This is a genomic window from Loktanella sp. DSM 29012 (assembly GCF_900110705.1).
GTDB lineage: Bacteria > Pseudomonadota > Alphaproteobacteria > Rhodobacterales > Rhodobacteraceae > Loktanella > Loktanella gaetbuli.
Genome location: NZ_FOEJ01000003.1, coordinates 119,463 through 143,633, shown reverse-complemented (window position 1 = coordinate 143,633; position 24,171 = coordinate 119,463). Strand labels below are relative to the sequence as shown.

The 24,171-nt window shown below is 63.3% G+C and carries 24 protein-coding genes; 6 read left to right on the top strand and 18 right to left on the bottom strand.

Going from position 1 to position 24,171, the window contains the following annotated elements; all coding sequences use genetic code 11:
• Nucleotides 1-185: 185 nt before the first annotated feature.
• From BMX27_RS08025 to BMX27_RS08010, 4 genes are all read right to left on the bottom strand, one after another.
• Nucleotides 186-1,391, bottom strand: a complete 1,206-nt coding sequence (locus tag BMX27_RS08025; RefSeq protein ID WP_090159349.1) for a multidrug effflux MFS transporter — start codon at nt 1,389-1,391, stop codon at nt 186-188.
• Between the two features lie 99 nt (nt 1,392-1,490).
• On the bottom strand, nt 1,491-1,829 hold the full coding sequence (locus tag BMX27_RS08020) for a hypothetical protein (protein WP_090159348.1): 339 nt from the start codon (nt 1,827-1,829) through the stop codon (nt 1,491-1,493).
• Nucleotides 1,826-3,652: an ABCB family ABC transporter ATP-binding protein/permease gene (locus tag BMX27_RS08015; RefSeq protein WP_090159347.1), complete on the bottom strand. Its 1,827-nt coding sequence runs from the start codon at nt 3,650-3,652 to the stop codon at nt 1,826-1,828. The genes BMX27_RS08020 and BMX27_RS08015 overlap by 4 nt, the downstream gene beginning before the upstream one ends.
• Nucleotides 3,653-3,709: 57 nt before the next feature.
• Nucleotides 3,710-4,762: a LysM peptidoglycan-binding domain-containing protein gene (locus BMX27_RS08010; protein WP_090159346.1), complete on the bottom strand. Its 1,053-nt coding sequence runs from the start codon at nt 4,760-4,762 to the stop codon at nt 3,710-3,712.
• A 96-nt stretch (nt 4,763-4,858) separates the two neighbouring features.
• Here BMX27_RS08010 and BMX27_RS08005 point away from each other — a divergent pair, with 96 nt between their 5' ends.
• A complete protein-coding gene (locus tag BMX27_RS08005; protein WP_090159345.1) occupies nt 4,859-5,416 on the top strand; it encodes an LOG family protein in 558 nt (185 codons plus the stop codon).
• Here BMX27_RS08005 and rarD read toward each other — a convergent pair.
• The 9 genes from rarD to BMX27_RS07960 form a co-directional block, all read right to left on the bottom strand.
• Nucleotides 5,353-6,261 (bottom strand): EamA family transporter RarD, encoded by a 909-nt coding sequence (rarD, locus tag BMX27_RS08000; protein WP_090159344.1) that lies wholly within the window; start codon nt 6,259-6,261, stop codon nt 5,353-5,355. The two genes, BMX27_RS08005 and rarD, sit on opposite strands and share 64 nt — an antisense overlap.
• 107 nt (nt 6,262-6,368) lie before the next feature.
• On the bottom strand, nt 6,369-6,821 hold the full coding sequence (locus tag BMX27_RS07995) for a host attachment family protein (RefSeq protein WP_090159343.1): 453 nt from the start codon (nt 6,819-6,821) through the stop codon (nt 6,369-6,371).
• Complete coding sequence (locus tag BMX27_RS07990) at nt 6,814-7,035, bottom strand: hypothetical protein (protein ID WP_056031765.1); 222 nt, start codon at nt 7,033-7,035, stop codon at nt 6,814-6,816. Before BMX27_RS07990 ends, BMX27_RS07995 begins: the two co-directional genes overlap by 8 nt.
• Nucleotides 7,036-7,098: 63 nt before the next feature.
• A complete protein-coding gene (locus tag BMX27_RS07985) occupies nt 7,099-8,079 on the bottom strand; it encodes a threonine ammonia-lyase (protein ID WP_256212439.1) in 981 nt (326 codons plus the stop codon).
• A gap of 56 nt (nt 8,080-8,135) precedes the next feature.
• Complete coding sequence (locus BMX27_RS07980) at nt 8,136-8,735, bottom strand: superoxide dismutase (RefSeq protein ID WP_090159341.1); 600 nt, start codon at nt 8,733-8,735, stop codon at nt 8,136-8,138.
• A gap of 81 nt (nt 8,736-8,816) precedes the next feature.
• Nucleotides 8,817-9,392: a sarcosine oxidase subunit gamma gene (locus tag BMX27_RS07975; protein ID WP_090159340.1), complete on the bottom strand. Its 576-nt coding sequence runs from the start codon at nt 9,390-9,392 to the stop codon at nt 8,817-8,819.
• The gene (locus BMX27_RS07970; protein ID WP_090159339.1) at nt 9,385-12,390 is read right to left on the bottom strand and encodes a sarcosine oxidase subunit alpha family protein; all 3,006 of its coding nucleotides are present in this window, start codon (nt 12,388-12,390) and stop codon (nt 9,385-9,387) included. The genes BMX27_RS07975 and BMX27_RS07970 overlap by 8 nt, the downstream gene beginning before the upstream one ends.
• Complete coding sequence (locus tag BMX27_RS07965) at nt 12,387-12,692, bottom strand: sarcosine oxidase subunit delta (protein ID WP_090159338.1); 306 nt, start codon at nt 12,690-12,692, stop codon at nt 12,387-12,389. Before BMX27_RS07965 ends, BMX27_RS07970 begins: the two co-directional genes overlap by 4 nt.
• A gap of 14 nt (nt 12,693-12,706) precedes the next feature.
• Complete coding sequence (locus tag BMX27_RS07960) at nt 12,707-13,951, bottom strand: sarcosine oxidase subunit beta family protein (RefSeq protein WP_090159633.1); 1,245 nt, start codon at nt 13,949-13,951, stop codon at nt 12,707-12,709.
• A gap of 168 nt (nt 13,952-14,119) precedes the next feature.
• On the opposite strand from BMX27_RS07960, the gene ccmI reads away from it, so the two are divergent.
• From ccmI to BMX27_RS07945, 3 genes are read left to right on the top strand one after another with little or no spacing between them, the layout of a single operon-like run.
• Nucleotides 14,120-15,313 carry a c-type cytochrome biogenesis protein CcmI gene (ccmI, locus tag BMX27_RS07955; RefSeq protein WP_090159337.1) on the top strand — a complete coding sequence of 398 codons (1,194 nt, stop codon included), beginning with the start codon at nt 14,120-14,122 and terminating at the stop codon, nt 15,311-15,313.
• A complete protein-coding gene (gene ruvX, locus BMX27_RS07950; protein ID WP_090159336.1) occupies nt 15,310-15,786 on the top strand; it encodes a Holliday junction resolvase RuvX in 477 nt (158 codons plus the stop codon). Before ccmI ends, ruvX begins: the two co-directional genes overlap by 4 nt.
• The gene (locus tag BMX27_RS07945; RefSeq protein WP_090159335.1) at nt 15,783-16,010 is read left to right on the top strand and encodes a DUF1289 domain-containing protein; all 228 of its coding nucleotides are present in this window, start codon (nt 15,783-15,785) and stop codon (nt 16,008-16,010) included. The genes ruvX and BMX27_RS07945 overlap by 4 nt, the downstream gene beginning before the upstream one ends.
• Here the strand turns inward: BMX27_RS07945 and BMX27_RS07940 are convergent.
• Genes BMX27_RS07940 through BMX27_RS07930 form a run of 3 tightly spaced genes read right to left on the bottom strand, consistent with a single transcriptional unit; the run spans nt 16,007 to nt 18,401 of the window.
• A complete protein-coding gene (locus BMX27_RS07940) occupies nt 16,007-16,549 on the bottom strand; it encodes an RSP_2648 family PIN domain-containing protein (RefSeq protein WP_090159334.1) in 543 nt (180 codons plus the stop codon). The genes BMX27_RS07945 and BMX27_RS07940 overlap by 4 nt on opposite strands.
• Nucleotides 16,546-17,742 (bottom strand): RSP_2647 family RNA methyltransferase, encoded by a 1,197-nt coding sequence (locus BMX27_RS07935; protein WP_177172682.1) that lies wholly within the window; start codon nt 17,740-17,742, stop codon nt 16,546-16,548. Before BMX27_RS07935 ends, BMX27_RS07940 begins: the two co-directional genes overlap by 4 nt.
• A 41-nt stretch (nt 17,743-17,783) precedes the next feature.
• Complete coding sequence (locus BMX27_RS07930) at nt 17,784-18,401, bottom strand: DUF6778 family protein (RefSeq protein ID WP_090159332.1); 618 nt, start codon at nt 18,399-18,401, stop codon at nt 17,784-17,786.
• Between the two features lie 218 nt (nt 18,402-18,619).
• On the opposite strand from BMX27_RS07930, the gene edd reads away from it, so the two are divergent.
• On the top strand, nt 18,620-20,425 hold the full coding sequence (gene edd / locus BMX27_RS07925; RefSeq protein WP_090159331.1) for a phosphogluconate dehydratase: 1,806 nt from the start codon (nt 18,620-18,622) through the stop codon (nt 20,423-20,425).
• Between the two features lie 27 nt (nt 20,426-20,452).
• Nucleotides 20,453-21,094 carry a bifunctional 4-hydroxy-2-oxoglutarate aldolase/2-dehydro-3-deoxy-phosphogluconate aldolase gene (gene eda, locus BMX27_RS07920; protein WP_090159330.1) on the top strand — a complete coding sequence of 214 codons (642 nt, stop codon included), beginning with the start codon at nt 20,453-20,455 and terminating at the stop codon, nt 21,092-21,094.
• Here eda and BMX27_RS07915 read toward each other — a convergent pair.
• The gene (locus tag BMX27_RS07915; RefSeq protein ID WP_090159329.1) at nt 21,091-21,357 is read right to left on the bottom strand and encodes a hypothetical protein; all 267 of its coding nucleotides are present in this window, start codon (nt 21,355-21,357) and stop codon (nt 21,091-21,093) included. The genes eda and BMX27_RS07915 overlap by 4 nt on opposite strands.
• Nucleotides 21,354-24,146: a [protein-PII] uridylyltransferase family protein gene (locus BMX27_RS07910; RefSeq protein ID WP_090159328.1), complete on the bottom strand. Its 2,793-nt coding sequence runs from the start codon at nt 24,144-24,146 to the stop codon at nt 21,354-21,356. The genes BMX27_RS07915 and BMX27_RS07910 overlap by 4 nt, the downstream gene beginning before the upstream one ends.
• Nucleotides 24,147-24,171: the final 25 nt, after the last annotated feature.

The following is a 24,171-nucleotide window of genomic DNA, read 5'->3' as shown; positions in this document are numbered from 1 at the left end:
TGTCTTCCCCCGCAGATCGGCTGTCCTGTTGTGCCAGACCGACATTTGCGGGCTACATAACGTGAAGCAGACCGCATTGCCAAGACCAACCCGCCGTCCCCACGCCGCAAGTCGCAGGGCGTGGCGCAAACGTGAAAACGGCGGACACCCTGCCCGCCGTTTTCAAACAGGCTGACGCCATTCTGTCAGCTGATGGCAGGCGGGGTCGCGGGGTCCAGGGAGATGCGCCGCAGGGTCAAGAGCGCGAGCACCAGCGCCGCGACACCGCACATCGCGATTGCCACGACCATCGGCAACGCCGTGCCGTCGACGAACAACGAGGTGATCGCGATCATCACGCCACCGGTCAGCATCTGCAACGTGCCGCCCAAGGACGACGCCAGCCCCGCGATCCGGCCATGGGCATCCAGTGCCACCACCATCGAGGTCGGAATGACGACACCCAGACAGGCGTTGGCGCAGAACAACATGCCGACAATCACATAAAGGCTGGCCGCCCCAGACACGGCCAGCAGCATCAGCGCCACGGTGAATCCCGCGAACCCGAACACACCGAACCCCATCAGCCGCACGATGCCGACACGGGCGCCCAGCGGACCCGCGACCTGACTGGCACCAAAGAACCCCAGCGCGTTGATGGCAAAAGCCAGCGAAAATCCGGTCGATGTCAGGCCGAACTGCCCCTGATAGACAAAGGATGCGTTGGCGATAAAGACAAAGAAACTGGCCATGCCAAAGCCGCCGATCAGCGTCAGCCCCATGAACGCGGGGTCCGACAACAGCACCTTGGACCCTGCCCAGAGCGAGCGCAGGTTGATCGGTTGACGGTCAGCACGTGCCAGCGTTTCCGGCAGCGCCGTGCCCGTCAGCACAAGCGACAGAATCGCAACACCGCTGAGCGCCCAGAACAACAGACGCCAATCGCCCAACTGAACCAGGGCCGTGCCGACAAGCGGAGCCAGCATCGGCGAGACGGAAATGACCAACATCACCATCGCCATCAGCTTGGTCGCCTGCGTGCCGGTATGCATGTCGCGGATGATGGCGCGTGGTACCACCATCAGCACAGCCGCCCCAACGCCCTGAAGCGCACGCGCGGCCAGCAGCCAGCCGATGTCGGGGGCCATCGCACAACCGACGCTGCCGATGATGAACAGGGTCAAACCTGCATAGAGCGGCATCTTACGCCCCGATTGATCCGACCACGGGCCGTAGAACAACTGCGCCAGACCGAATGTCACGAAATAGGCTGTCAGTGTCAGCTGTGCCCCCGCCTCGTCGATTCCCAGTGACGCGGCCAGTTGCGGCATCGCGGGCAGATAAAGGTCGATGGCAAACGGGCCGACCGCTGATAACAGGCCCAGAACGAGGGCTGCACGAAATAGGGTCATGGGTCTGTCTTTCGTTTGGATTGGCCGAGGACCTAGCCCCGCGCCGTCGTCTGGGCAATCCGCAGTGACCGCGCAATGTCCCCCCATATTTGCGCACAGCTATTGGGCCGCGTCACGCGCTTCATCGCTCAGCCCGGACCACCATGCGGCATAAGACGTATTGCGGGGGTGTTTGCCGCCCTCGTCGGGGGCCCCGTCGTCCCACCAGACCGGACCGCGTTCGCCCAAATCACGCTTTGCCGCATCAACGGCGGCGCGGGCGGTTGCCACGGTCTCGGGGGTGGCGGCCTGACCCACGGCGCGGCGCGCCTGCATCAGCCGTTTGATCGCGGCGCGGCGCGTGGTGTCGTCCAGCGCCGGGTTCGTCTTGCGCCACAACCTCCCCTTTGCCACGAAATACCGCCCGTCGGGGGTCGTGGGGTAATCGCGACCTGTCACGCGGCGTCTTCTTCTTCTGATTGCCTGTTCCACAGCTGCGCATAGCGCCCCGCTTGTGCCAGCAGCGCTTCATGATCGCCCTGTTCGACGATTTCCCCGTTTTCAAGCACCACGATCCGGTCTGCGTCCTGAATGGTAGACAGCCGGTGCGCGATCGTCAGCACGGTGCGCCCCTGCCCCATGGCCCGCAATTCGGACTGAATCTCACGCTCGGTGTCGGTGTCCAGCGCGCTTGTCGCCTCGTCCAGCAGCAGGATCGGCGGGTTTTTCAACAAGGTCCGCGCGATGCCGACCCTCTGTTTTTCACCACCCGACAGTTTCAGGCCCCGTTCGCCCACGGTCGTGTCATATCCGTTGGGCAGCTCCATGATGAAATCATGGATCTTGGCCGCGCGGGCGGCCTCTCGGATTTCAGCCTCGGTCGCGCTGGGGCGGCCATAGGCGATATTGTAGTGGATCGTGTCGTTGAACAGCACCGTGTCCTGCGGGACGACACCGATCTGCGCGTGCAGACTGTCCTGTGACACGTCGCGCACGTCCTGACCGTCGATAAACACCGCACCACCGGTCACGTCGTAGAACCGGAACAACAGCCGCCCGATGGTCGATTTTCCCGACCCCGACGACCCCACAATGGCCACTGTCTGACCCGGCGCGATATCGAGGTTCACCCCCTTGAGGATCGGGCGCGCGGCATCATAGCCGAAATGCACGTCGTGTAGTTCCACGTGCCCGCCCTGCACGCGCAGGGCCGTGGCACCGGGTTTGTCCGTCACCTCGGCGGGCTGTTCCAGCAGGTCGAACATGTCGCCCATGTCAATCAGCGCCTGCCGGATTTCGCGGTAAACCGTGCCAAGGAAATTCAACGGCATGGTGATCTGGATCATGTAGGCGTTGACCATGACGAAATCGCCAACGGTCAGGGTGCCGTTTGCCGCACCGATCGCCGCCATGACCATGACCAGAACCAACCCCGTGGTGATGATCAGCGACTGGCCGAAATTCAGAAACGCCAGCGAATAGTTCGTCTTGACCGCCGCCGCCTCGTATTGGCGCATCGCGTTGTCGTAACGCCCCGCCTCCCAGCGTTCGGCACCAAAGTATTTGACCGTTTCAAAGTTCAGCAGGCTGTCGATCGCCTTTTGGTTGGCGTCAGTGTCCTGTTCATTCATCACCTTGCGGATCTTGACCCGCCATTCCGTCACCCGAAACGTAAAGGCGACATACAAAACGATCGTGCCGACCACGACGACCAGATACCACACATCGAACAGGAAAAAGAGCACGACCGAAATCATCAGCAGTTCCAGCAGCAGCGGCCCGATGCTGAACAGCAGGAACCGCAGCAGGAAATCGACGCCCTTGACCCCGCGTTCCATCACGCGGGACAGACCGCCCGTCTTGCGCGTGATGTGATACCGCATCGACAGCCGGTGAATATGGGTAAAGGTTTCCAGCGCCAGCGCACGCAGCGCCCGTTGCCCCACGGGGGTAAAGATCACGTCGCGCAACTGTTGCAGCCCGACGTTGCCCAGACGTGAGACGCCATAGATGATCGTCAGCGCCACCGCGCCAAAGCCGATCAGCAGCGCGTCATCGCGCACCTCGCCGGACAGGGTGTCGACCGCAGCCTTGTAGAAAAACGGTGTGCCGACGGCGATGACCTTGGCCAGCAGCAGCACGGTGATGGCAGCGACGACACGCCGTTTGATCCCGGCCTCGCCTGCGGGCCACAGGTAGGGAATGACCCGGCGGATGACGGCCATGCCCTGAATGCGGGCGTCGGGATCGAAATTGCTGTCGGTCTTGGTCAGTCTGCGCATGGGGATCCCGTATGAATGAACCCCATTCGTAGCCGCCCGCCCACCGAATGTCAGGGGCTACATGTCGGGAATGACAAACACCTGTCCGGGATAGATCAGATCGGGATCGCGGATCTGGTCGCGGTTGGCCTCGAATACGGCGACATACATCCGTCCGTCACCAAAACGGTCGGTCGCAATCGCCCACAGGCTCGCCCCCGGTTGCACGGTGCTGGTGGCAATCTGTTGCACGGCCTGTGCGTCATCGCGCAGCGCGCGGATCGCGGCGGGATCTTCCTTTTGGAATGGGGTTTCGACCCGGCTGGCGACAGTGCCATCTGCCGCGATTTCGTCGATCCGCAGGGTATAGGTGCCCGCCGCGACATCGGGCAGCGCGATCTGGAAATCACCGGCGCCACTGACCGGCGCATCGCTGACCGGCGCATTGTCCAGATAGACCCGCAGGTTGCCGTCCTGCGGCGCACGCCCCGCAAGCTGGACCTCGCCGCTGTCGTCATAGGTGATGGCATCCAGTGCGACCTGCGCGCTGGGGGCTGCGTTGGGTGCCACACGCGCGCCATCCGCCGTCACGATGATGTTCGCGGCGGGTGGGTCCGCCTGCACGCCGCTGCCTTGGGTCTCGGGCGGCATCGCGGATTCTGCGACCTGTGCCATTTGTGTGTCAATGTCCACATCAGCCGCAGGACCGCCCGTCCCGGCCTGCACCAGAATCGTATCCCCGCCTGCCGCAGCACCATCGACCGCGAACGTCAGCGCGCGGGTCTGGTCGGTGGCCGCAATCTCGGCCGTGCCGGCAAATGCGCCGCTGGCATCGGATCGCGCCTGACCAACCGCAACACCGTCCAGCATCAGCGTGACCTCTGCATTGGGTTTGGCCCGTCCGGCCACCACCGCAACACCGTCCGGGCCCAGCAGAAATGTATCGATGCTTGTCACCTGCGCAGGTTTTGCGGGCGCGACTGGCGCATCATTGTCAGACACCGCCACCTGCGGCGCGTCAGACACCGTTGCCACGTCCACTGGGGCAGAGGGAAACATCCACACCACAACCAGAGCGAGCACCACGGCACCTGCGGCACCGCCCAAGAGTTTCGCATTGTTGCTGGCCATCTGCATCCCTTGCCAAATATGCGCCGTCCGCGCAGGCTGTGGCACATTAACAAGGGTTTGGCCCACGTCAAAGCCTGCAACACCGAGAGGCGTCAAATGGCAACAGTCACCCATTCTATCTGTGTCTATTGCGGCAGTCGTGACGGCACCGACCCGGCCTTTGCCGCCGCAGCAGAACAAACCGGCCAGATGCTCGCCACGAATGGCTGGCGGCTGGTTTACGGGGCAGGTGATGTGGGGTTGATGGGGCGCGTTGCGCGGTCAGCACAATCGGCGGGCAGTGCCACCATGGGTGTCATCCCGCAGCACCTGCTCGACTGGGAGGTCGGCAAACGCGATCTGGATACCTTTGTCGTGACTGAAACCATGCATGAACGCAAAAAGGTCATGCTGATGAACGCCAACGCCGTGGTCGTGCTGCCGGGCGGTGCGGGATCACTGGACGAGCTGTTCGAGGTGCTGACATGGCGCCAGCTGGGTCTGCACGACAAACCCATCATCGTCGTGAACGTGGCAGGATACTGGGATCCGCTGGTGCGTTTGCTGGATCATGTCGTAGAGCAGGGTTTCGCAGGTCAGGACACGCGCGACTATGTGACGGTGGTCGACAGCACCGCCGCCGCCGAGGCGGCCCTGCGCCTCGCCCTGTCCTGACGGTATGCGGCGACCGAATAGATCACCAGCGCCCCCCAGATCAGCGGAAACGCGATCCCGTGCCATGGCGTGATCAGGTTGCCGAAAAACAGCACGGCACAGGCAAATTGCAACGACGGGTTCAGGTATTGCACGATCCCCACGGTGGACAGACGCACATGCTGTGTAGCGTATGAAAACAGGATCAGCGGCAGCCCGGTCAGTGGCCCCGACAGCATCAGCAGGGCATGTGTCCCCAGATCCGCACCCTGCCCCGGCCACGTCGTGCCGCGCAGTGCCAGCCAGCCTATCGCCAGCGGCGCAATAATCGCGACCTCTGCGGTGACGGATGTAACGGCCCCCAGCGACAGCCGCTTTTTCAGCACGCCGTAGACACCAAAGGTGCCTGCCAGCAACAATGCGATCCACGGCGGCACACCCAGCCCCAGTGTCAGCACGCTGACCGCAACAGCGGCCAGCACCACCGCGGCCAACTGGGCACGCCCCAGCCGTTCGCCAAAAAAGACAGCACCCAGCACCACGGAAACCAACGGAAAGATGTAGTAACCCAGCGACGCCTCGAGTCCGTTGCCCCGCGAGATCGACCAGATGAAACCGAACCAGTTGACAGAAATCATCACACTGGCCGCGATCAGGATCATCTGGGTGCGCGGATCACGCAGAGACTGCCCCACCCGGTGCAGACGGCCCTGCACCGCCAGCAACCCGGCAAAAAAGACCAGTGACCACAGGGTGCGGTAACTCAGCACCTCTAGCGGGGGGATGTCCGACAACAGCCAGTAGAACAGCGGCGACAGGCCCCAGACCGTGCAGGCCAGCACCAGTGCGGCTATTCCCTTGACCATGACCCGGGTTCCTTTTGCTGATGCCGCCATGACTGACGACAATCACGGACCTGCGCAAGCAAAAGGCCGCCCCGGATGGGACGGCCTTTTGTCAGCAACCTGATCATTCAGGCGGCGAGGTCTGATTTCACAATCTTTTCGATATCACCGATAGTGTGGTTGGTCAGTGTCTTGTCGATTTCACCGATGACCTTTTGCGTGACCTCCTGGTGAAGCTGGTCGCGCAGTTCGCCCAAGATATGCGGTGACGCCACCAATACGATGCTGTCGAACTGCCCCTTGTGCGCACGCGCGTAGAGCATGTCAGCAAGGTCAGCCGCGAAACGATCCTTGGCCAGTTCATGCCAGTCGGTGTCGTCATAGGCGCTCTTGCCGGGGTTCGCACTTTGGCCGACGCGACCGGGGCGGTTGGCGGATTGATCGATGTCCTTGGGGTTGTCCTGTTCTTCCTTGCGGATCACCTCGAGGTTGGGGTTCTCGCCATCCGTGATGTTGCGCAGGAACAATGCTTTTTCACCGTCAGCCACGACGACCCATGTACCATTCTTGATCTTAGTCATTGCGCGTATCCGTTCCTGTTGCGATCTTGTCCGACTTTTGCGCATCGGTATGCGTGTCGGGACTTTTGGTGACGCGCTCTTCTTCGTCGCGTTTGCCGACCCGGCGGGCCAGTGCGCCGCCATCGGTGCCGGACGCCGTGGGGGCATCACCGGGTTCACCGATCAGTTCGGACGTTTCAGAGCGACCATCGCTGGATTTCTGACGTTCTGCCATTTGAAATTCCTCGCTTTCCTGTTTTCACAAGTTCAACGAGGGGACGCGGACAAAGTTCCGAAATCAGGACAGAATCTGCTGATAGCGCCCCAGCGAAATGTTCGACCCGCAGGCGATGATTCCCACATGCCGCCCCGCCAGATCGTCGCGCAACGGACCGCAAATCGCGGCGAGCGAGGCCGCACAGGCGGGTTCCGCCAGTATCCGCAATACATCCATGTAGTGCCCCATCGCCGTCCGCATCTGGTCGTCAGTGACATGCACCATGCGGTCGACATGCGCCTGTGCCGCGGCAAAAGACAACGGCATCGCCAACGGCGCGCTCAGGCTGTCGGCGATCGTGTCGATCCGGTCCAGCCTGACCGGATGTCCTGCCGCCAGCGACCGGGTCATGCTGTCGGCACCGACAGGTTCCACGCCGATCACCTGGATCGTGGGATTACGCCGTTTAGCTGCCGTGGCCATGCCGCTGATCAGACCGCCACCGCCCACCGGAACGACCAGCGTGTCGATCTGGGGTGCCTGATCCAGATATTCGGCACCGCAGACCGCCGATCCCAGCGTCATATGTGCACCTTCGAAGGGATGCAGGATCGCCCGCCCTTCGTCGGTCACGACGCGGTCCATTTCGGCGAATGCTGCTGGCATGTCGTCGTGCAACGACACCTCTGCCCCCAAGGCCCGACAGCCGTCGATACGCAGCGGGTCAACCGTGCGTGGCATGGCGATGCGTGCAGCCACGCCCGCTGCCTGTGCGGCCCAACTGACGGCCAGCGCATGATTGCCGCCCGATGCGGCCACAACCCCTGCCGCGCGCTGATCGGGGGTCAGTTGCCGGATCCCCAGATAGACCCCGCGCGATTTGAAACTGCCGGCCTGCTGAAACAATTCCAGTTTGACGGTCACGCTGGCCGCCTGTGGCAGGATCGCGTCCCACCGGGCAGAACGCAGCGCCAGAACGGGGGTGCGGACGAGTGCATCCTCTGTCACGGCACGCGCGTCTGAAATCTGGTCTGGGGTCGGTCCGTGCATTGCGTATTCCATGAAAAAGGGGCCCGTGCGGTCTGCACAGGCCCCTGATAGATCAACACAAGTCCGGATTACATCCGGCTTGCGACGTTTTCCCAGTTCACCAGCTCGTTCAGGAAGTTATCAAGATAGGCCGGGCGCGCGTTGCGGTGGTCGATGTAATAAGCGTGTTCCCACACATCACAGCCCAGCAGCGCGGTCTGGTTGTAGCACAGCGGGTTGATGCCGTTGGCGGTGTTGGTGACCTTCAGGCTGCCGTCGCTATCCTTGACCAGCCAGACCCAGCCGGACCCGAACTGACCGGCACCCTTGGCCTTGAATTCGTCCATGAACTTGTCCGTCGAACCAAAGCTCTCGGTAATCGCCTTTTCCAGCTCGCCTGGCATCTTGCTGTCGCCGGGCGACATCATTTCCCAGAACTGGCAGTGGTTCCAGTACTGCGACGCGTTGTCGAACAGGCCGGACTGCGTGACAGAGCTGGCATCGAATGTGCCCTTGACGATCTCGTCGATCGACTTGCCTTCCCATGCGCTCCCCTTGACCAGATCGGTGGTCTTGGTCGCATAGGCGTTGTGGTGCTTGTCGTGGTGGTATTCCAGCGTTTCCGCAGACATCCCCTTGGACGCCAGTGCGTCGTGGGCATACGGCAGGTCAGGAAGTTCGAAAGCCATGGGTGGTCCCCTTTATTCTCTTGGTCTTTGACGCGTCAGATAAGAGCGCGTTTTGCTACGGGGTCAACCCATGCGCGGGGGTTAAGTTCCACGCGCAAAATGCCCGACCGGCCCTGCCTTGGCCGAGGCGGCCAGCAGATCAAAGGCATAATCCGCAACCGACCTGAAACAGATGACCTGCACCGTCGCGTCATCCACCAGCCAAAAGGCCGCCGCGACCTGCCCCAGCCGCGACCGGATGATCTGGCCGGGCTGCCAGACATCGGGATGCAGATCGACGGGTGCCAGTTTGGCCACCACCTCGCGGACAAAAGTCCCTTGCAGCAACATCACGCTGCGCGCATCGGACACATTCACCGCCAGATGGTGCTGACCCGACAAGGCCTTGGCAATCTTGTCCAGCGCCTCTGGGACATCGTCATAGGCCACCATGACCAGCAGTTCGTCGGGGGACATCCAGGCGATGCCCGTGTCGCCGTCCTGCACGACGCCGTTGCGGGCCGGCAGTTTCAACCCTGTTAACGATTTCACGACAGAGGAAAGTTTGCTGTTCGACAGATCACCGCGCAGGGTGATCATGCCGCGCAGGCCAGCATCGCGGACCTGCACCGACCCACCCGTTTCGCGGTTGCGCAAGGCGCTGACACGTTCAGACATTCTGCTTTTCCCCATCCTTGTCGTAAAACACCGGATCAACGATCCGCGCGTCCTGCGTGCCGCCGCCTTCCTTGGTAAAGGCAATGACCTCGCCCATGCGGTTCGGGCCGTTGCGCACCAGCCCCATGGCAATCCCCCGCCCCAGCGTCGGCGAATGATAGGTGGACGTCACCCGGCCCTGCACGCGGCGTTGGCCGTTGGCGTTGGTACCATCCTCGGGCGCATAGGCCCCATCGGCCAGAACCGACCCATCCAGCGTTTCCAGCCCCACCAGTTTCCAGCGGTCCGGGTCCTGCATGTGATCGCGCAACTGGCCGCGTTTGCCCAGAAAGTCGGTCTTTTTCTTGCTGATGGCCCAGTGCAGGTTCAGGTCCTGCGGGATGACCGTGCCGTCGGTTTCGTCGCCGATCATGATGAAACCCTTTTCGGCGCGCATGATGTGCAGCGCCTCGGTGCCATAGGGCATGACACCAAGCGGCTCTCCGGCCGCCAGCAAGGCGTCCCAGAACGCGGGCCCCTGCGACGCCGGCACGGCGACCTCGTAGGACAATTCACCGCTGAAACTGATACGGAACACGCGGGCGTCGAAACCGCCCAGCTTGCCTTCGGTCCACTGCATGAAGGGCAGCGCTTCCTTGGTCAGAGTCATGCCGCCGATGGTCTGCAACAAGCGACGCGCCTTGGGGCCCACGACCGCGAATTGCGCGTATTGCTCGGTGACATTGGCGACATAGACCTGCCAATCCCACCATTCGCACTGCAACCAGTCCTCCATATGGGCATGGATGCGGTCCGCACCGCCGGTGGTCGTGTGGCACAGCCATGTGTCATCAGCGATGCGCGCCACGACACCGTCGTCGATCAGAAAACCGTTTTCGCTGCACATCAGCCCGTACCGGCATTTGCCCACAGCGAGGTTCGACATCATGTTGGTGTACATCATGTCGAGGAATTTGCCCGCGTCGGGTCCCTTGACGACCAGTTTGCCCAATGTGCTGGCGTCCAGCAGGCCCACGTTTTCGCGCGTGTTCGTCACCTCGCGAATCACGGCGTCATGGACCGTCTCGGACCCCCGCGGATAGGCGTAGGGCCTGCGCCACTGGCCAACGGGTTCAAAGTCCGCACCGTTGTCGTCGTGCCAGTCATAGATCGGTGTCTTGCGGACCGGTTGGAACAGATGATCGCGCGCAACCCCCGTGATCGCGGCCAGCGGCAGCGGCGTATAGGGCGGCCTGAATGTCGTCGTACCAACCTCTGGGATTGCCTTGTCGAGTGACATAGCAAGGGTCGCAAGGCCGTTGATATTACTCAGCTTACCCTGATCCGTCGCCATCCCAAGGGTGGTGTATCGCTTGGCGTGTTCGACGCTCTCGAAGCCTTCTTGCGCGGCAAGTTGCACATCTGTGACCTTGACGTCGTTCTGATAGTCCAGCCACATCTTTGCGCGTTTGTCGTAAGACGCGTTCGCCGGCATCAGCCAGACGGGTTCCATCGGGTCCTCGACGGCGCAATCGCCTTGCGGAACTGCACCGACCTTTTTGTCAAAGCCCAGGGCGCGGGCGGCCTGTTTGCCGGCGGCGAACCCGTCCGCCACGGATTCGGCAGTGTACAGGTGCCCATTTGCAGTGCCTGCCGCGCGCACGAAACCTGCCCCGTCCGCCCCCAGCGGCGGACGATTGGGGTCGGGCCGGAACATGGCTTGCGTGTCGTCCCAGATCAGCTTGCCGCCACAGTGCGACCACAGGTGGACCACCGGCGACCAACCACCCGACATGGCCACGCAGTCACAGGCAATTTCCTCGGTCACGGTGCCGTCGCCGACCTGATCGCAGATCCTGACACCCGTGACACGCTTGCCACCCTGCACGGCCGCAACCGCCTTGCCTGTCTCGACCCGGATGCCGCGCGCGCAGGCACGCTCGACCAACTCTCCGCCTGCAACGGTGCGGGCATCCAGCACGACCGGCACGCTCAGCCCCGCATCGACCAGCGCGATCGCAGTGCGATAGGCGTCGTCGTTGTTGGTCACCAGCACCGTTCGTTCGCCCACGGCTACCCCGTAATTCACCACGTAGTCCCGCAGCGCCGACGCCATCAGAACGCCCGGCACATCGTTGTAAGCAAAGGACAAAGGCCGTTCTATCGCGCCCGTGGCGGTGATGATCTGGCCAGCCCGCACCCGCCACAGGCGCTGCCGCGGCCCGTCGGATTGCGTCAGATGGTCGGTCAATTGTTCGTTGCACAGGGCATAGCCGTGGTCATAGACGCCCGCACCCTGCGTGCGATTGCGCAGCGTCACATTCGGCATGGTCGCAAGCGCGGCCAGCGTGTCGTCGATCCAGTCCTGTGCATCCTGACCGTCGATACGCGGCTGATCCACCGTGGCGCGACCGCCCCATGCGGCGGTCTGTTCGACCAGCATCACCCGCGCACCTGCGCGCGCAGCGGCCAGTGTCGCAGCCAGACCCGAAATTCCACCACCGATAACAAGCACATCCACGGTGATGTTAAAGTGTTCATAGCTGTGGTCATCCGCCGTTTCCGGAGCCGCACCAAGGCCTGCGGATTTGCGGATGATCGGCTCATAGACGTGTTTCCAGAACGCGCGCGGCTGGATGAAGGTCTTGTAATAGAAACCGGCGGGCAAGAAACGGGACAGCTTGGAATTGATGACGCCCACGTCGAATTCCAGGCTGGGCCAGTGGTTCTGCGACCGCGCCACCAGCCCGTCGGTCAGTTCGACCTGTGTCACTCGGTGATTGGGTTCCTGACGGTCGCCCCGCCCGAGTTCGACCAACGCATTGGGCTCTTCTGCGCCAGAGGCGACCAGCCCGCGCGGGCGGTGATATTTGAACGACCGGCCCAGCAGGATCTGGTCGTTGGCCAAGAGCGCGGAGGCCAGCGTATCGCCGCGATAGCCGCGCATCCGTTTGCCGTTGAAGGTGAAATGTACCGGCCGGTTCTTGGCGATCAGGCGGCCGTGGTTCGTCAGTCTCATGCCTGCGCCTCTTTGATCGCGTCCAGAATGTGCTGCGGTGGTTCGGTGCTCTGTGCGGAATAGGTCCCGTAAACCTGCAACGTCGCGGTATTGCGGGCGGCTAGAAACCACTTGCCGCAGCCATAGACATGCCGCCACCGTTCGAAATGCACCCCCTTGGGGTTTTCGCGCATGAACAGATAATGTTCAAATTCGTCGTCCGATGATCCGGGGCCAAAGCGTTTAAGATGCGCCTCGCCACCGGCGTGCAAGTCCGTTTCGTCCACGTCACGACCGCAATAAGGGCAGTTCAAAATCAACATGTTACAATGCCCTCTTAATGCGCCACACCGGCGGCGACGCTTTCGTCGATGAATTTGCCGTGCCGGAAACGGTGCATGGTGAATTCCTCAGTCAGCGGCGAATGCCCCTTGGCCACCAGTTCGGCCATGGCCCAGCCTGACCCCGGGATCGCCTTGAACCCGCCCGTGCCCCAGCCGCAATTGACAAACACGCCTTCGACGGGCGTGGCCGACAGAATGGGTGATCGGTCGCCCGTCACATCCACGATGCCACCCCATTGGCGCAGCATTTTCAACCGCCCCAGGATCGGAAAGGTTTCGACCAATGCGCGCACGGTTTCCTCGATATGATGAAAAGACCCGCGCTGCGTGTAGTTGTTGTAGCCATCCGTGCCGCCCCCGATGACCATTTCGCCCTTGTCCGATTGCGACAGGTAGCCGTGCACCGTGTTAGCCATCACGACGACATCCATGCAGGGTTTGATCGGCTCTGACACCAGCGCCTGAAGGGCTACGGATTCGATCGGCAGCTGGAACCCGGCCTTTTGTGCCAGCACCGAGGCATGGCCCGCCACGACCATGGCAAGCTTGTTGCACTTGATGTCGCCACGCGTGGTGCTGACACCGGTGACCTTGCCACCATTCGTCTGCACGCCCGTCACCTCGCATTGCTGGATGATGTCCATCCCCATGTCGGCGCAGGCGCGGGCGTAGCCCCAGGCGACCGCATCATGGCGCGCCGTGCCGCCACGGGCCTGCCACAAGGCACCCAGCACCGGGTAGCGCGGGCCGTCGATATTCATAATGGGGCACAATTCCTTGACCCGGTCGGGGCCGATCCATTCGGTGGTGACACCCTGCAGGCTGTTGGCATGGGCCGTGCGCTGATAGCCACGGATTTCGTGCTGTGTCTGCGCCAGCATCATCACGCCGCGCGGACTGAACATCACGTTATAGTTCAGGTCCTGGCTCATCGTTTCATACAGGCTGCGCGATTTTTCATAGATCGCGGCAGACGGGTCTTGCAGGTAGTTGGACCGGATGATCGTGGTGTTGCGGCCGGTATTGCCGCCACCCAGCCAGCCCTTTTCCAGAACGGCGACGTTGGTGATGCCGAAATTCTTGCCCAGGTAATAGGCGGTCGCCAGACCATGACCGCCTGCGCCCACGACGATCACGTCGTATTGCGACTTTGGCTCGGCCTGCCCCCAGGCGCGCGTCCATCCGGTATGCTGGCGAAAGGCCTCTCGGGCCACGGCAAAGGCAGAATAGCGTTTCAACAGGGACCTCTTTGCGCTGGTGTCCATCTGGGGTTTGGACCCAAGCGGCTTAACTTACGTCATCAACAGCGGCAAGTGAGGCCGAGTTTGCGACATTCCCCTGCGCGCCCAGGCCGCAGGGCGCGGGTCCCTCTGGCAAGTCTGTGGTGGCATCGCTAGATAGACCCCATGTTTTGGCTGATCTGTATCCTGATGACCCTGTGTGTGGCCGCCTATGTGGCGGTCCCATTGATGCGTTCCGATCCCCTGCCCGAGGAATCGCAAGACCTTGCGATCTACAAGGGACAGCTGGAAGAGGTCGACCGCGACGTGGCGCGCGGCGTGCTGATTCCCGAAGAGGCGGACCGCGCCCGCACCGAAATTTCGCGCCGTTTGCTGCTTGCGTCACGCGCGATCCGCAAAACCGGAAACGCCTCGGTGACTGTGAACCGCGGCGTTGCGATTGCGACTCTGGCGATGATGGCTGGCCTTGGCGCATGGATCTACACATCCATCGGCGCGCCGGGACTGCCGGACCAACCACTCTCGGCGCGGCTGGCCTTGGCTGACGAAGTGCGCGCGAACCGCCCCGATCAGGCAGCGCTCGAGGCGGCGACACCGCCGCGTGCGCCCGTGGATGCCCCCGCCGACTACATCGAACAGATCGAACAACTGCGCATCATCGTGCCCACCCGTCCCGACGACCTTCAAGGCTGGACACTGCTGGCCTATCACGAATCGCAGCTGGGCAATTTCGGGGCCGCGGCCCGTGCGCAAGCGCGCGTTGTCGCCCTGCAAGGCGACGATGTCCCATTGGCCGATCTGGAACGGCAGGCCGATCTGCTCGTGATTGCCGCCGACGGCATCATCTCGCCCGAGGCAGAGGCCGTGACCGAGGCCATCCTCGCCCGCGACCCGCGCAATGTGCCGGGGCGTTATTTCATGGGCGCGCTGTATTACCAGATCGGGCGCGCGGATATGGCATTCCGGATCTGGCGCCCGCTAGTGGAAAGCGGTGAGACCGGATTTCATGCCGACATGGCGCGCAGCCAGATCGAGGATGCGGCGCGCCGTGCAGGAGTCGAATACAGCCTGCCTGAACGCCCCGGCCCCAGCCCTGCCGATATCGCCGCCGCCGAAGATATGTCCCAAGAGGACCGCAACGCCATGATCGGCGGCATGGTCAACCAGTTGGCCGAACGTCTTGGCTCTCAGGGTGGGCCTGCGACCGACTGGGCGCGCCTGATTTCGGCCTATGGTGTGTTGGGTGAAACCACCGCCGCCGCCGAAGTCTGGGCCGAAGCACAGCGGACATTTGCAAATAATCCAGAGGCGATCGAAACGCTGCGCGCCGCTGCACAGGGCGCGGGTGTCGCGGAATGATCTGCGCCGATATCGCTGATTTCACCGCTGCAGTCCCGCCGATGGGTTCGCTTGCGGGGTTGGATCTGGGGACCGTGACCATCGGGCTTGCGGCCTCGGATGTGTTGCGCGGCGTGGCCACCCCGGTCGAGACGATCAGGCGCAAGAAATTCGGACTGGATGCCGCCAAGCTGTTGGCATTTTGTGAAAAACGCCAGATTGGCGGGATGGTTCTAGGACTGCCGCTGAACATGGACGGCAGCGAGGGGCCGCGCTGTCAGGCGACGCGCGCCTTTGCCCGCAATCTGGAACGTCTGACCGATCTGCCGATCACGTTCTGGGACGAGCGCCTGTCCACCGTTGCGGCCGAACGCGCGCTGATCGAGGCGGACACATCACGGGCAAAGCGCGCGCAGGTCATCGACCACGTGGCGGCAGCCTATATCCTGCAAGGTGTGCTGGACCGCATGGCCCATGTGAGGCGCGAGGCATGAGTGACCGCATCTGGAAACGCGACGAGATCGACAGCCCCTGCACCAAGGTCTGTGTGATCGAACCCAAGAGCCGCCTGTGCACGGGCTGTCTGCGCAGCATCGACGAAATCGGCAGCTGGTCGTCGATGACGCCAGAGGTGCGCCGCGCCATCATGGATGAATTGCCCGGCCGCCGTGGGCAACTGACCCAGCGCCGTGGCGGCCGCGCCGGACGCCTGCGCTAACCCATCAGCCTTTTGCCGATACGTGGCAGACGCGCCTTTTTCATGAGGGCGCGGATTGTCCAAGGTTCTGGCGAGAGGCGGTTCGCCTCTGCCAGCACCATGTCCCCGATGCCCGCGACAGTTTCAGCGTGTTCATCATGCAGTCGCAACAACAGCCCGTCGGGGTCTGACCGGAACAGCCCTTCTTCGGCCAACAGGTTGCCGGGAAAATCCTTGGCGTTGACCGTGACGATTCCGTCGCAATGGCCCGCCACGGCAGCGGCAAGGACATGGATATCGTCGGGGTCCGGCAGCCACATCTGGCGGAGCATCTCGGCCGGGTAACGGACCTCTGCCGCTGGATGGCGCGCGCGCAGCATGGCGATCTCGCTCCGGGCAAAGACTTCGGCCTGGGGTCCCAGTTTCAGCGTGGCGCGCGCCCATTCCTCGAGAATGCGGTCGGACCAGCGCGGCTGGAACAGGCCCGCGTCCGCACAGCCCATCAGCATTTCGCGCATGACGGTCGGATACAGAACGCAGGCGTCCAGCAGCAGCCTCATAGACGAAAGGTGACAGCCTTGAGGTAGCCGCTTTCAGCCAGATGCGGCAGCAAAGGATGATCCGGCCCGGCAAAGCCCGTGTGCACGATCTGCCCGCGCCTCCCGGCCCGGCCAATGCCGCGCGCGGATGCGTTGCGGAATTTTGTCAGATCGGCTGCGTGGCTGCACGAACACAGCGTCAGATACCCGCCATCAGCGACCAATGGTGCGGCCAGTTTCGCCACGCGTTCATAGGCGCGCAAACCCGGTTCCAATGCGGATTTCGACGGCGCGAAGGCGGGCGGGTCGCAGATGACCACATCGAACTGTGCGCCCTCTTCGGCCAGGGCGGCCATCACGTCAAAGGCATCGCCCTTGCGGGTTTCAAACCTGTCGGCCACGCCCATCGCGTCAGCACCCTGCCGTGCGAGGGTCAACGCAGGATCGGACCCGTCCACCGCCAGTGCCGATGCCGCACCCTGTGCCAACGCCGCCAGCCCGAAACCACCGACATGCGCAAACACATCCAGCACACGCGCATCCCGCGCCAGCCCGGCGACAAAGGCGTGGTTCGGGCGTTGGTCGTAGAACAACCCGGTTTTCTGACCGCCTGTCAGGTCGGCCATATAGGTAGCACCGTTCATCTGCACGGGCACGGCAGCAGTCGGGGTTTCGCCCAGCAGTGTGCCTGACCGGTCCTCCAGCCCCTCCAGCGTGCGAGCGCGGCCGGATGCGTTCATCAGGATCGTCGTCACGCCCGTCACGCGCGCCAGTGCATCTGCCAGCGGGGCGATCAGCGTGTCGGCCCAGGCGGCATTTGGCTGGATCACCGCATGATCACCAAAGCGGTCGATGACGACACCGGGCAGGCCGTCCGCCTCTGCGTGGATCAGCCGGTAGAACGGCTGATCGAACAACCGCGTGCGGTGGGCCAATGCGCGGGTCAAACGGGCGGCAAACCAATCAACGTCGATCACCGCGTCCGGGTCGCGGTCCAGCATCCGGCAGATGATCTTGGAATTTGGATTCACCGCGACAAGGCCCAGCGGCACGCGGTTCGCATCCTCGAGCACGGCCAGCGATCCGGGGGCCAGCCCCCGGGTGCGACGGTCGGTGACCAGTTCATTGGCGTAAACCCAAGGAAACCCGTGCCGGACGGCACGGGCATCGCCCTTGGGCAGCATTCTTACGGTGGGGTATGGTGCATCTGTCATGCACATCCCCTACCCCGGCGGCGGATCCGCCGCCAGTAGGTTTAGCGGCTTGCAGTCTGCACCGGGCCCGACAGTTCATCAGACAGGACCAGCGTCAGGAAATCGGTCACGCGCACCTTTTCGGTTTGCCCCGATTGTTCGGCAATGATAGCGGCGGTGCCACCGGGGGCCGGCATGTTGGCCACCACCTTGCGGGCGGGTTCGATCACCGCACCGGTTGTTGCATCACGCACGGTCATGTCGAACACGATGTTGTAGACGCCACCGACCGAATAGCGCACCCGTTCGGTCACGCCGTGGAACCGGCGCAACTGCACATCGACGACCACCGGACGGCCCAGTCCGTCAGCATCCATGTTCCGCGTAGCGGCGGTGCGGAACAGCTCTGCAATCTGTGTCTTGCGGTCACCGATCCGGTCGCCACGCCAGACAATGTCAGCCATCGGATAGTAACCGTTGCGTTCTGAAACCGACAATTCTGCGGGGGCCACGAAATTCAGGTCCACGATCTGATAGTCGCGCTGCTGGATCGTCTGCCCGGCCTCGACGCCGGGGCCAAGGTCAAGCGGTGCGTTTCGCATCGCCACCTGGTCGGTACTGCCGCAGGCGGTCAGAATGGCGCAAACCGCACCGAGCGCAAAAAACTTCACAAATCCCATCACCTTACTCCAAACGTTTAAGTGACACGTGGCCACTGTCGTCGATTTCGTCTGGCGAGATGACTAATTGCGAAATGGGGTCAGAATATGGTCAGCTCATGGTTGCGACACGACATCAATCAACAGCCGCATATCTGTTGCCCATTTCACACTGGATGAGTTGTTAGCGCTAACTAGACGTGCTAGAAGATCGGCAACCCGCAAAACCAGAGGTTCCAATGGCCCTGCATCCCAAAATCGCAGAAGTAACCGACCGTATTCGCGCCCGGTCCGAAGGACCGCGCAAGACATATCTCGACACCATGGCACGCGCCGCCGCCGAAGGTCCGCGCCGGTCGCACCTGACCTGCGGCAACCAGGCCCATGCCTATGCCGCGATGGCAGGACAAAAGGATGCGCTGGTCGGGGATGTGGCCCCCAATATCGGCATCATTACCGCCTACAACGACATGTTGTCGGCGCATCAACCCTTTGAAACGTACCCGAACTTTATCAAGCAGGCCGCCAATGCCGTCGGTGCGACAGCACAGGTGGCGGGCGGTGTGCCTGCCATGTGTGATGGTGTCACGCAGGGCCAGACCGGGATGGAACTGTCTCTGTTCAGCCGCGACGTGATCGCGCTGGCCGCTGCCGTCGGCCTGTCGCACAACACCTTTGACAGCGCGATCTATCTGGGTGTCTGCGACAAGATCGTGCCCGGCCTCGTGATGGCCGCCGCGACCTTTGGCTACATCCCGTCGATTTTCCTGCCCGCAGGCCCGATGGTCAGCGGTCTGCCAAACGATGAAAAGGCCAAGGTCCGCCAGCAATTCGCCACCGGCGAAGTCGGCCGCGAGGAACTGATGAAGGCCGAAATGGCCAGCTATCACGGGCCGGGCACCTGCACGTTCTACGGAACGGCCAATTCCAATCAGATGCTGATGGAATTCATGGGGCTGCACCTGCCCGGGGCGTCATTCGTGAACCCCAACACACCATTGCGCGATGCCTTGACGGTCGCGGGCACAGAACGGGCGGCCCAGATCACGGCGCTTGGCAATGATTTCACGCCGGTCAGCGACATTCTGGACGAACGCGCCTTTGTGAACGGTCTGGTGGGTCTGATGGCCACGGGGGGATCGACGAACCTTGTGCTGCATTTGCCGGCCATGGCGCGGGCGGCTGGCGTGATCCTTGATCTCGAGGATTTTTCGGATCTCTCGGACGTGACGCCACTGATGGCCAAGGTCTATCCGAACGGTCTGGCCGATGTGAACCATTTCCACGCGGCGGGCGGCCTGGGCTACATGATCGGAGAGTTGCTGAACGCAGGTCTGCTGCACGACGACGTGCGCACCGTGGCAGGCGACGGACTGGAGTTGTACACGCAGGAACCCAAGCTTGACGATGGTCGCATCACCTACGTCAAGGGCGAGGGCAAGACGCAGAACGACAAGATCCTGCGCCCCGCCACTGATCCGTTCCAGCCCACGGGCGGCCTGCAACAGCTGGCCGGCAACCTCGGCCGTGGTGTGATGAAAACCTCGGCGGTGGCAAAGGAACGTCACATCGTCGAGGCCCCGTGCCGCATCTTTCACGATCAGGACAGCGTCAAGGCGGCGTTCAAGGCGGGTGAATTCACGTCCGATACGATCATCGTCGTCCGGTTTCAGGGACCGAAATCCAACGGCATGCCGGAACTGCATGGTCTGACACCTGTGCTGGCGGTGTTGCAGGACCGCGGGCTGAAGGTGGCCTTGGTCACCGACGGGCGCATGTCGGGTGCGTCTGGCAAGGTGCCGTCAGCCATTCATGTCTGCCCAGAGGCGGCAGCCGGTGGGCCGATTGCACGACTGCGCGACGGTGACGTGGTTCGCCTGGACGCCGCGACCGGAACCATCGACGCCGTTGGCGTGGACCTCGACACGCGCGATGTTGCGGTGGCCGACCTGTCCGGCAACGGCACGGGTGTCGGACGAGAGCTGTTTGAAACCTTCCGCAAGAACGTCGGCCTTGCCACCGACGGCGCTGCTGCCATCCTCTGATCCAGCTCTAGAATAGGAACCAAAGACATGACCCCTGAACAAGCCTCTGAGCTGAACCGCAAACTGTGCGAACTGGCCCCGGTCGTGCCCGTGCTGGTGCTGCATGATGCGGCCAAGGCCGCCGATCTGGCCCGCGCGCTGATCGCAGGCGGCCTGCCCGCGCTGGAGGTGACATTGCGCACCCCGGCGGCACTCGACGCCATCCGCGAAATGGCCGCCGTGCCGGGTGGAGTGGTCGGTGCAGGCACGCTGCTGACACCCAAGGACGTGGAAAACGCCAAGGCGGCAGGCGCGCAATTCGGTGTTTCACCGGGTGCGACGGACCTGCTGCTGGACGCCTGCGAGGCGAACGAACTGCCCCTGCTGCCCGGTGCCGCCACGGCATCAGAGGCAATGGCCCTGCTGGAACGCGGCTACACCGTGCAGAAATTCTTTCCGGCAGAGGCGAATGGCGGGGTGCCCGCTCTCAAGGCGATCGGCGCGCCGATCCCGCAGGTCAAATTCTGCCCCACAGGCGGTGTCAGCCTGAAAAACGCGCCTGACTATTTGGCGCTGTCGAACACACTGTGTGTCGGCGGCAGCTGGGTCGCACCGGCGGATATGGTCGCCAGCGGCGATTGGGCCGGGATCGAGGCCTTGGCCCGCGAGGCAGCCCAACTGGCCCGCTAGGACATGCGGCCCGCGCGTCCGCCCCGCCTGCCGGGCCGGGGCGCGCGGGCCAATCCTTCGCGCAGGGTCTGGATCATCGGGTGGTTGTCCGGCTGATCCGCGTGGCGTTCCAGCAGTTCGGGGATGACCGACTGGCTGTCCTGCTGAACGGGCAGTTTCAGCGCCCAGTCCAGAAAGATATTCCGACATTCCGCCTGCGTGATCCCTTCGATCCGAAAGGATTCGGCGATCAGGCCACTGGGGTCGCGTGCGTCACCCTTCATCGGGGACCCTCCAATAATCTTGCGAATGCCGCATCTGCGGCCCGCGATACCGTTGCGATGCGATCGGCCAGCGCGTCAAGGTCGTCACATCCCACCTCGCGCAGAACGAACCGACGGCCGCCTTCGCCCAGTGCATCTGGGTCCAGAATCGCGCCAGTCAACAGCCGTGCAGCGGCCTGCAACGACCAGAACAGATCCTGCGCCGCACATAGATCGGTGATGGTTGCATCCGAAACGCCAGCCAGCGACCGTCCTGCATCAATCTGGTCGGGTGCCGCGCGTGCAGGTGCCCCCGCCAAGAGCGCGATGGTCTGCGCCGCCAGATCGCTGTCCATCAGGCGACCCGCACCGTTCTTGGCGTCCCAGACCGCCCCCGTCGGCTTGGCCTCTTCCAATCTGCGACGCATGTCCGCCACGTCCGCCAGAACGGTTTCGCCCTGCCCCTTGATCCGCAACAGATCACGGCGAAAGGTCTCGACCCCCTGGGCCAGATCCGCAGGGCCAGCGATGACCCGCGCGCGTGTCAGAGCAAGGTGTTCCCATGTCCAGGCCTCGGCCGTCTGATAGGCCTGAAAGGCGGCCCAGGATGTGGCCACGGGCCCCTTGCGACCTGAGGGCCGCAGGCGCATGTCGACCTCGTACAACCGACCGTCGCCCATCGGTGCGGACAGGGCCGTGACCAACGCCTGTGTCAGCCGGGCATAATAGGTCCGCGCGGGCAAGGGCCGTTTGCCATCCGACATCGCGTCGCCGTCCGCGTCATAGATCACGATCAGGTCCAAGTCGGACTGCGCGTTCAACCGCCCCGCCCCCAGTGATCCCATCGCCACGACCACCGCTCCACGCCCCGCGACCGTGCCGTGTTTTCGCGTGAATTCGTCACAGACCACCGGCCAGAGTGCTGTCACGACAGCGCCTGCAAGGTCGGCATATTGCGCCCCGCTGGTGGGGGCGTCGATCAATCCGCGCAGATGGTGCACACCAATGCGGAAATGGCGTTCCCGCGTCCAGAGGCGCGCGCGGGACAACGCCGCCTCATAGTCCTGCGCCTGCGCCAGATCATCGCACAGCCCCTGCGTCAGCGCGTCCTGACCGGGCCAAGGCGCAAAGAAATCACCGCCGATCACTGCATCCAGCACGCCTGCGTTGCGCGACAGATATTGCGCAAGGGCCGGTGCGGTCGCACAGATGTCGACGATCAGCTGGGTCAGCTGGGGATTGGCATCGAACAGCGAAAACAACTGCACCCCCGCCGGAAGACCGGCAAGAAAGGTATCGAATTGCGCCAGCGCCTCTTCGGGGCGCGCCGCATCTTGCAGACGCCTGAGGATGACCGGGCGCACGCGGCGGAAAATCTCGACCGCGCGTGCGGACCGCAAGGCGGGATAATCCAGCCAGCGGGCGGTCAACTGTTCCCCCCATTCCGGGGCCGGTTCCGGGGTGTCGGGGGCAAAGAATCCTTCGGTCAGATCATGAACTGATTCCAGCCGTTCTGTCAGGTCGCGTCGCAGGTCGTCCACGTCGCGGTCCATCATGGCGGCCAGCCGGGCAAAGCCGTCGCCATCATTGGGCAACGCATGGGTCTGGGCGTCCTGCACCATTTGCAAACGATGTTCGACCGTGCGGTGGAACGTGTAATGATCGGACAGCTGGTCACGCACGTCGCCGGGAATCCATCCTGCATCCGCAAGGGCGGCAAGCCCGTCCAGCGTGCCACGCACCCGCAGGCCGGGATCCCGCCCGCCCGCGATCAACTGCCGTGTCTGGGTAAAGAACTCGATCTCGCGGATGCCGCCGCGCCCCAGCTTCATGTTGTGCCCCGCCAGCGTCAGCGGCCCGTGCAAACCCTTGTGGTCACGGATGCGCAGGCGCATGTCGTGGGCATCCTGGATCGCCGCGAAATCAAGGTGCCGCCGCCAGACAAACGGGCGCAGCGTCTGCAGGAACCGGTGACCCGCCGCGATATCCCCGGCGCAGGGGTGCGCCTTGATATAGGCCGCACGTTCCCAAGTGCGGCCGACGCTTTCGTAATAACGTTCGGCGGTATCCATCGCGATGCAGACCGGCGTGACGCTGGCATCGGGGCGCAGCCGCAGGTCGGTGCGGAACACATAGCCGCCAGCGGTCACATCCGACATCATCGCGCACATGCGCCGCGTGACCCGCACGAAACCGGCACGCGCCTCGGCGACATCCTCGGGGGCGAACCGGGTCTCGTCAAACAGGCAGATCAGGTCGATATCGGACGAATAGTTCAGCTCTCCGGCACCCATCTTGCCCATGGCCAGCGCCGTCATCCCGCCTGCCGTGGCCGCGTCATCAACCGTCAGACCCGGCAGCTTGCCACGCGCGATCTCGGCCTCGGTCAGCGCAACAAGGGCCGCATGTGTGGCGGTCGCGGCCAGATCGGTCAGCGCCTGCGTGACCTGCGCCAACGGCCAGACGCCCCCCAGATCGGCCAGAGCCGTCAACAGCGCCACACGCCGCTTGGCCTGTCGCAGACCGTCAGGCAGATCGGACAGCGACAGCGACGCTACAGCCGCCAGCGTATCGGACAGCGCCTGTTCGGGTGCTGCCTCTGCCTGTGGCAACCAGTCGGCCTCGCGGGCGATCAGGCCCGCAAGATACGGGCTGCATCCCGCAGTGCCTGCGATCAGGTCGCGAAACGGACCCGACGCGTCAGGCAGGCGTTCCAACGCATCGGCGCCGCGTTCCGCATTGTGGGCGCGTGGCACCCGGATGATACGATCCCCCAGACGGCCTGTTGACGGGACTGGATCAGCTGTCATGGCGCAGATACCCTTTGTCGATTGC

What these genes read in the sequence shown, in the direction of transcription:
- BMX27_RS08025 (WP_090159349.1), bottom strand. Translation starts at nt 1,391, where the DNA reads ATGACCCTATTTCGTGCAGCCCTCGTTCTGGGCCTGTTATCAGCGGTC.
- BMX27_RS08015 (WP_090159347.1), bottom strand. Translation starts at nt 3,652, where the DNA reads ATGCGCAGACTGACCAAGACCGACAGCAATTTCGATCCCGACGCCCGC.
- BMX27_RS08010 (WP_090159346.1), bottom strand. Translation starts at nt 4,762, where the DNA reads ATGGCCAGCAACAATGCGAAACTCTTGGGCGGTGCCGCAGGTGCCGTG.
- BMX27_RS08005 (WP_090159345.1), top strand. Translation starts at nt 4,859, where the DNA reads ATGGCAACAGTCACCCATTCTATCTGTGTCTATTGCGGCAGTCGTGAC.
- rarD (WP_090159344.1), bottom strand. Translation starts at nt 6,261, where the DNA reads ATGGTCAAGGGAATAGCCGCACTGGTGCTGGCCTGCACGGTCTGGGGC.
- BMX27_RS07995 (WP_090159343.1), bottom strand. Translation starts at nt 6,821, where the DNA reads ATGACTAAGATCAAGAATGGTACATGGGTCGTCGTGGCTGACGGTGAA.
- BMX27_RS07990 (WP_056031765.1), bottom strand. Translation starts at nt 7,035, where the DNA reads ATGGCAGAACGTCAGAAATCCAGCGATGGTCGCTCTGAAACGTCCGAA.
- BMX27_RS07985 (WP_256212439.1), bottom strand. Translation starts at nt 8,079, where the DNA reads ATGGAATACGCAATGCACGGACCGACCCCAGACCAGATTTCAGACGCG.
- BMX27_RS07980 (WP_090159341.1), bottom strand. Translation starts at nt 8,735, where the DNA reads ATGGCTTTCGAACTTCCTGACCTGCCGTATGCCCACGACGCACTGGCG.
- BMX27_RS07975 (WP_090159340.1), bottom strand. Translation starts at nt 9,392, where the DNA reads ATGTCTGAACGTGTCAGCGCCTTGCGCAACCGCGAAACGGGTGGGTCG.
- BMX27_RS07970 (WP_090159339.1), bottom strand. Translation starts at nt 12,390, where the DNA reads ATGAGACTGACGAACCACGGCCGCCTGATCGCCAAGAACCGGCCGGTA.
- BMX27_RS07965 (WP_090159338.1), bottom strand. Translation starts at nt 12,692, where the DNA reads ATGTTGATTTTGAACTGCCCTTATTGCGGTCGTGACGTGGACGAAACG.
- ccmI (WP_090159337.1), top strand. Translation starts at nt 14,120, where the DNA reads ATGTTTTGGCTGATCTGTATCCTGATGACCCTGTGTGTGGCCGCCTAT.
- ruvX (WP_090159336.1), top strand. Translation starts at nt 15,310, where the DNA reads ATGATCTGCGCCGATATCGCTGATTTCACCGCTGCAGTCCCGCCGATG.
- BMX27_RS07945 (WP_090159335.1), top strand. Translation starts at nt 15,783, where the DNA reads ATGAGTGACCGCATCTGGAAACGCGACGAGATCGACAGCCCCTGCACC.
- BMX27_RS07940 (WP_090159334.1), bottom strand. Translation starts at nt 16,549, where the DNA reads ATGAGGCTGCTGCTGGACGCCTGCGTTCTGTATCCGACCGTCATGCGC.
- BMX27_RS07935 (WP_177172682.1), bottom strand. Translation starts at nt 17,742, where the DNA reads ATGACAGATGCACCATACCCCACCGTAAGAATGCTGCCCAAGGGCGAT.
- BMX27_RS07930 (WP_090159332.1), bottom strand. Translation starts at nt 18,401, where the DNA reads ATGGGATTTGTGAAGTTTTTTGCGCTCGGTGCGGTTTGCGCCATTCTG.
- edd (WP_090159331.1), top strand. Translation starts at nt 18,620, where the DNA reads ATGGCCCTGCATCCCAAAATCGCAGAAGTAACCGACCGTATTCGCGCC.
- eda (WP_090159330.1), top strand. Translation starts at nt 20,453, where the DNA reads ATGACCCCTGAACAAGCCTCTGAGCTGAACCGCAAACTGTGCGAACTG.
- BMX27_RS07915 (WP_090159329.1), bottom strand. Translation starts at nt 21,357, where the DNA reads ATGAAGGGTGACGCACGCGACCCCAGTGGCCTGATCGCCGAATCCTTT.
- BMX27_RS07910 (WP_090159328.1), bottom strand. Translation starts at nt 24,146, where the DNA reads ATGACAGCTGATCCAGTCCCGTCAACAGGCCGTCTGGGGGATCGTATC.